Raw genomic sequence first — 6,404 nt, 5'->3', positions numbered from 1 at the left:
CTCCACCAGCACCTGCGGGACGGCGGCTCCACGATCGGGCTGGCCACCGTGTACCGGGCACTCGCCGACCTGGCGACGGAGGGTGACGCGGACTCCCTGCAGCAGGACGGCGAGTCGCTGTACCGGGACGGGGTCCCGCCGAAGCCCTGGATGGTCGCGACCGCTCGCTCGGCGCCGGCCTCGTGGGCCGCGCGGCTCGCGACGTCCGGCACCGCGCTCAGCAGCTCGGCGACGACCCGCTCGCGCCCGGCGTCCTCCAGTTCGCCCAGCACGCCGATGCCGTGCCGCGCCGCCTCCAGCTCCACGGTCAACCGGACGATCGCCGGGTGGACGCTGTCGTCCGGACGGTACGGACGGTTCTCCTGATCCTGCACGGTGCCCCCTCGGGACACTGCGTCGGGTACGCCGTGTCCGGTGCGGACTCTAGCAACGCGGCGCCCGAGGGGCCGATACCCCACTCTGCGGGACGGAGCGTCCTACCCTCGTCCGAGTGACGCGCCGGCGGCACCGTGCGCTCGGTCGACGGACCGGGGTCACTGTGACGAGATTCAGCGACTTCCCACCCGGAACCGCCCACTGGTGACCGTTCCCTGCCACGATGGGGGCCGAGGAGGTCGATCATGCGCCTGTTGGTGGTCGAGGACGACGACGAGATGCGCGCGCTCATGGAGCGTGGGCTCGCGGCAGAGGGGTACCGCGTCACGGCGGTCGAGAACGGTGTCGAGGCGCTCATCGCCCTCGGCGAGCAGGCCTTCGACCTCGCGGTCGTCGACGTCATGATGCCGGGCATGTCCGGCTTCGAGCTCGCCCGCCGGATCCGCGAGCGCGAGGACCCAGTGCGCATCCTGCTCGTCACCGCGCGTGACGCCGTCGACGACCGGGTCTTCGGGCTCGACGCCGGCGCGGACGACTACCTGACGAAGCCCTTCGCCTTCGCCGAGCTGACCGCCCGGCTCCGTGCGCTCGGTCGCCGCGAGTCGGCCGCCGGGCAGCGGGTCATCGAGGTCGGCGACGTCGCCATCGACTCCGAGGCCCGACGGGTCTCGATCAAGGGCCAGCGCGTCGCCGTCAGCCCGACCGAGTTCGCCCTGCTCCGGCTGCTCGCGCGGTCGGTCGGCACGGTCGTCGACCGCCCGAAGATCCTCGAGGAGGTCTGGGACGGCTCGCAGCACGTCGACCCGAACGTCGTCGAGCAGTACATCTCGTACCTCCGCAAGAAGCTGACCTCGCACGAGGCGACGGTCGCCATCGCGACGGTCCGGGGCCGCGGCTACCGGCTCGACCTGCTCGGGGCGTGACCGGGTCGGCACCCACCACCGGGACGGTGCGCGGCGGACGCGGGCTGCCCCGGCCGCTCCGGGTGCTCTCGCTCCGCGCGCGCATCACCATCGGCTCGACGGCCATCGCCGCGGTCGTGATCCTGCTGCTCGTGCTCGTCATGCGCTTCCAGGTCGTCAGCGTGGTCGCGAGTGCCACGCGGACCCTGCTCGACGCCGACGTCGACCCGTACGTGGCGACGCTCGAGGTCGACAGCGACCCCGACCTGTCCGCGCCGGGCAACGCCCAGCTCGTCGCCGTCGTGGCGCCTTCCGGCCAGATCCGGCTGTCCACCATGCCACCCAGGGTCGAACGGGCACTCGGCAGCCTGACGTCGACCGAGTCGGGCACGTCGCTCATCACCGTCTCCGGGTCGGAGTACCGGGTCGTGATCGAGCACCCGGTCAACGCCGCCGGGCGCTGGACCGTCGTCGCCGCTCGGAACTCGCAGGCCGAGGCGATCGTGGTCGACGACCTCACCACGACCCTGTCGCTCACCGGTCTCGCGATCCTCATCGCCTTCGGCATCGCGTCCTGGGCCCTCGCGACCGCCGCGCTCCGCCCCGTGAACCGGATGCGCCGCGAAGCCGAACGACTCTCCGTCGCCCCCGAGCGCGCCGAGCTGCCGGTCGGCCCGGCACAGGACGAACTGGCCTCGCTCGCCACCACGCTGAACGCGTTCCTCGCCCGCACCCGCCAGGTGACGGAGCGCGAGCGCCAGATGGTCTCGGACGCCAGCCACGAGCTGCGGACCCCCCTCGCGATCCTGACCACCCAGCTCGACCTGGCCTCGCTCGACGGCGACGACGCGGCAGCGCTCGCGGCGCACATCGACCGCGCCAAGCGGAGCGTCGCCCGGCTCTCGCGGCTCGCGAACGACCTGCTCACGCTGTCACGCATCGAGGACGCCGAGGAACGCGAACAGGACGGTGCGCAGCCGACCACCACCTGGAGCGACCTGGGCGACGAGGTCATGGCCGCCGTCGACCGGGTGCGCCTCATCGCGTCGACGAAGGACATCACGGTCGACTTCGACCTCGAGCGCACCCCGGACCCCGTCGGAGCCGCGGAACCGCGCTTCCGCCTCGACACCGGCGGCATGGCGCAGCTCGTCACGAACACGGCGAGCAACGCGGTCGCGGCGCTCCCCCGCGGCGGCGGCGTCTTCGTGTCGTGGCGGGTCGAGGGCGACGAGGGCGTCCTGCAGGTCACGGACGACGGACCCGGCGTCCCCGAGTCGTTCATCCCCGTCGCGTTCGACCGGTTCACCCGACCGGACGAGGCCCGGACGTCGCGCCGCGACCCGGACCCGGCGACGGGTGGGGTGCCGGTGCCGGGCGGCTCGGGCCTCGGGCTCGCGATCGTGCGCGCTATCGCGGAACGGTCGGGAGGCACGGCTGCCCTCCGCAACGTCCGCTCCGGTGGCCTCGAGGTCACCGTGCGCATCCCCGTGGTGCGCGAGCAGACCGGGTCCTGACCGGTCACTGGAAGTCCCGCGACCGGGTCCGCACCGCCAGCGGCAGGTGCTCGATCCGGTCCGCCACCAGGTTCACCACGCCGTCCGGCGACCGCTCCAGGATCCCCCGCACCACCACGGCCGGCGACTCCCGTGCCACCCGGCGGTACCGTCCCCACACGCCGACGCTGCAGATGACGTTCACCAGCCCGGTCTCGTCCTCGACGTTCAGGAACGTGATGCCCGACGCCGTCGCCGGACGCTGCCGGTGCGTCACGATGCCGCCCACCTCGACCCGCCGTCCGGTCTCCGCCGTCGCGGTGTCCTGCACGCTGAGCACCCCGCGGGCACGCAGTCGTGGTCGGACGTGGTGCACGGGGTGGTCGTCGGTCGACATGCCCGTCGACCACATGTCCGCGATCAGGACGTCCCCGCTCGTCATCTGCCCGAACAGCGGCGGCTGCACGGTGACCTGCGTGTCGGGCAGCTGGTCGGGGCGCTCCGCAGCCGCCTGCGCCGCCGACCACATGCCGCTGCGTCGGTCGATGCCGAGCCCGGCGAAGGCGTCCGCCGCGGCCAGCGCCTCGAGCTGCGCCGTCGTCAGCCGGACCCGGCGGGCGAGGTCGGACATGTCGGTGAAGGGTCCGTGCGCCTTGCGCTCCGTGACGATCGCCTCGGCGCTCCGCCGACCGAGCGAGGCGACCTCGACGAGTCCCAGGCGGACGGCGAAGGCGCCGTCGCGACGGTGCTCCGCGGTGTCGTCGGGCAGCGAGCCGTCGAACGGCAGCACGGGTGGCTGTTCCTCGGCCAGGCACGCGTCGGCCCCCGAGGGACCGCCCTCGCCGTCGGGCAGGGGCTCCAGCGACGCGTCGACCGCCGAGCACAGGACGTCCGGTCGCAGCACCCGCACCCCGTGCCGCCGGGCGTCGGCGACGAGGGTCTGCGGCGAGTAGAACCCCATCGGCTGCGCCCGGAGCAGCGCCGCCAGGAACGCTCCCGGGTAGTGCAGCCGCATCCAGGCGCTCGCGTAGACGATGAGCGCGAAGCTGATCGAGTGGCTCTCCGCGAACCCGAAGTTCGCGAACGCCTGGATCTTGGCGTAGATCGCGTCGGCGTCCGCACCGTGGATGTCGTTCGCCGCCATCCCCGCGTAGAGCTTCTCGCGCAACCGCTCGATCTTCTCGAGGCCGCGCTTCGACCCCATCGCCCGCCGGAGCAGGTCCGCGTCGTCCCCCGAGCAGCCGCCGACCGCGATGGCCATCTGCATGAGCTGTTCCTGGAACAGCGGCACCCCGAGCGTCCGCTCGAGCACCGGCTCGAGCGACGGGTGGATGTACGTGATCGGCTCCTCGCCCGTCCGGCGCCGGATGTACGGGTGCACGGCGCCGCCCTGGATCGGCCCCGGGCGAACCAGCGCGACCTCGATCACCAGGTCGTAGAACCGTCGGGGCAGCAGCCGCGGGAGGGTGCCCATCTGCGCGCGGGACTCCACCTGGAACACCCCGATCGTGTCCGCCCGGCAGAGCTGGTCGTAGACGCCCTGTTCCTCCTTCGGGATCGAGTGCATGTCCCAGCGCTCCCCGCAGTGCTCGTCGGCCAGGTCGAACGAGTACTGCAGCGCCGCGAGCATCCCGAGCCCGAGCATGTCGAACTTCACGAGCCCCATGTAGGCGCAGTCGTCCTTGTCCCACTGCAGTACGGTGCGGCCGTCCATCCGGGCGTGCTCGATCGGCACGACCTCGCCCACGGGCCGGTCGGTGAGCACCATGCCCCCGGAGTGGATGCCGAGGTGCCGCGGGAAGCCGAGCACCTGCTGGGCCATGTCGACCACGGTGTCCGGGATGTCGTGGTCCTGGCTCTCGGTGACCGACCCCCACCGCTCGACCTGCTTCGACCAGGCGTCCTGCTGCCCGGGGCTGTGCCCGAGCGCCTTCGCCATGTCCCGCACGGCGCCCTTCGGCCGGTAGGTGATGACGTTCGCGACCTGTGCCGCGTTGAACCGTCCGTACTTCTCGTAGACGTACTGGATCACCTCTTCGCGACGGTCCGAGTCGAAGTCGACGTCGATGTCGGGCTCCTCGTCGCGCATCGCCGACAGGAACCGCTCGAACGGCAGCCCGTACCGGATCGAGTCGACCGCGGTGATCTCGAGCAGGTAGCAGACGGCCGAGTTCGCTGCCGAGCCACGCCCCTGGCACAGGATGCCGCGCTGTCGGGCGTACTGCACCATGTCCCGCACGATCAGGAAGTACCCCGGGAAGTCCTTGTCCGCGATGACGGACAGCTCCCGCTCGATGCGTTCGCGCTTCTCCGGGTCGACACCGTCGGCGCTGCCCGGGTAGAACCGTCGGGCGCCCTGCCAGGTGAGCTCGCGCAGCCACGACATCGTGGTGTGCCCCTCGGGGACCTCGACGTCCGGCAGGCCGGGCTTGGCGGTCCGCAGGCGGAAACCGAGCTCGTCCGCCAGGTCGACGCTCGCCTCGACCGCCCCGGGCCAGCGGGCGAAGCGCCTGGCCATCTCGGCGCCGGACCGCAGGTGGGCGGTCGGGGCAGCCGGGAGCCAGCCGTCGATCTCGTCGAGGCTGCGCCGAGCCCGCACGGCCGCCAGCGCGGTCGCCACCGGGAAGCGGTCCGGGGTCGCGTAGTGCACGTTCCCGGTCGCCACGACGGGCAGTCCGTGCCGTGCCGCGAGCGTCGCGAGGACGTCGTTCCTGGCGGTGTCGAGCGGTTCGCCGTGGTCGGTCAGCTCGACGACCACCCCGGCCGTGCCGAACCGGTCGAGCAGCGCCCGCAGGGCTTCGTCCGCCGCCGACTCGCCCCCGCCCTCGAGGGCCTGGCGGACGGTGCCCTTCCGACACCCCGTGAGGACCCGCCAGTGCCCGTCGGCCTGCGCCGCGAGCTCGTCGAGGTCGTACTGCGGCCGCCCCTTCTCGGCGCCGGCGGCCAGGTTCGCCCGCGTGACGGCCGCCGCGAGCCGGTGGTAGCCGTCCTGCCCGTCGGCGAGGAGCAGCAGGTGCGTGCCCTCCGGGTCGGGGACGCCGTTCTGCGGTTCGGTCAGGCCGAGGGACAGCTCGGTGCCGTACACGGTCGTCACGGTCGGGTACGCCTCGGCCACCTCGGCCATCCGGGCAGCACCGTAGAAGCCGTCGTGGTCGGTCAGCGCCAGGCCGTGCAGGTGCAGCCGCGCAGCCTCCTCGACCAGGTGCTCCGGCCCGCTGGCACCGTCGAGGAAGCTGAAGGTCGAGTGCGCGTGCAGCTCGGCGTACGGCACGACCGGGGCGTCGTCGTCGGCCGTGGGTGTCGGCGGGACGTACCGGGACCGCTTGCGCGACCACGCCGGGCTGTCCCCGCCGTCGCCGGCGTGCGCGCTGTCCGGTCGTTTGTCCGACAGGGCGCGCTCGAACTGCGACCACGGGATCGGTGGGTTGCTGTAGCCCATCAGGTCTCCTTCACGTCGCGACCGCCTCGGCCCACCACCGGTGGTCGGCGAGCACCAGGTACCAGGCCCGACCGTCGTCGTCGACGAGCTGCAGCCGGTGCAGTCGCCGCCCGCCGGCCTCCCACCAGCGCACCACGAGCGGCCACGGCCCCGCCCACGCGGTCACCGACGCGAACCGGCCGCCGCGCTCGA

At 72.9% G+C, this 6,404-nt stretch carries 3 protein-coding genes and 2 pseudogenes; 3 read left to right on the top strand and 2 right to left on the bottom strand.

What is annotated here, in order from left to right:
• The 3 genes and pseudogenes from D8M35_RS17135 to D8M35_RS14945 form a co-directional block, all read left to right on the top strand.
• A pseudogene (locus D8M35_RS17135) lies at positions 1-366 on the top strand (hypothetical protein); the annotation flags it as partial.
• 254 nt (positions 367-620) lie between these two features.
• Positions 621-1,298 carry a response regulator transcription factor gene (locus tag D8M35_RS14950; RefSeq protein WP_066653196.1) on the top strand — a complete coding sequence of 226 codons (678 nt, stop codon included), beginning with the start codon at positions 621-623 and terminating at the stop codon, positions 1,296-1,298.
• Complete coding sequence (locus D8M35_RS14945) at positions 1,295-2,794, top strand: cell wall metabolism sensor histidine kinase WalK (protein ID WP_126892552.1); 1,500 nt, start codon at positions 1,295-1,297, stop codon at positions 2,792-2,794. The genes D8M35_RS14950 and D8M35_RS14945 overlap by 4 nt, the downstream gene beginning before the upstream one ends.
• A gap of 4 nt (positions 2,795-2,798) precedes the next feature.
• Here the strand turns inward: D8M35_RS14945 and D8M35_RS14940 are convergent, their stop codons facing one another.
• Entirely contained in the window at positions 2,799-6,212 is a 3,414-nt protein-coding gene (locus D8M35_RS14940) for an error-prone DNA polymerase (protein ID WP_126892551.1), read from the bottom strand.
• Between the two features lie 10 nt (positions 6,213-6,222).
• Positions 6,223-6,404, bottom strand: a pseudogene (locus D8M35_RS16680) (DNA polymerase Y family protein); the annotation flags it as partial.

This window comes from Curtobacterium sp. HSID17257, from assembly GCF_003989515.1.
Taxonomy (GTDB): domain Bacteria; phylum Actinomycetota; class Actinomycetes; order Actinomycetales; family Microbacteriaceae; genus Curtobacterium.
Note: the sequence above shows the minus strand (reverse complement) of the source record. Positions and strands in the feature narration are given on the sequence as shown.

Bases quoted from the DNA above. Each gene is read 5' to 3' on its own strand.
- D8M35_RS14950 (WP_066653196.1), top strand. From the start codon at position 621: ATGCGCCTGTTGGTGGTCGAGGACGACGACGAGATGCGCGCGCTCATG.
- D8M35_RS14940 (WP_126892551.1), bottom strand. From the start codon at position 6,212: ATGGGCTACAGCAACCCACCGATCCCGTGGTCGCAGTTCGAGCGCGCC.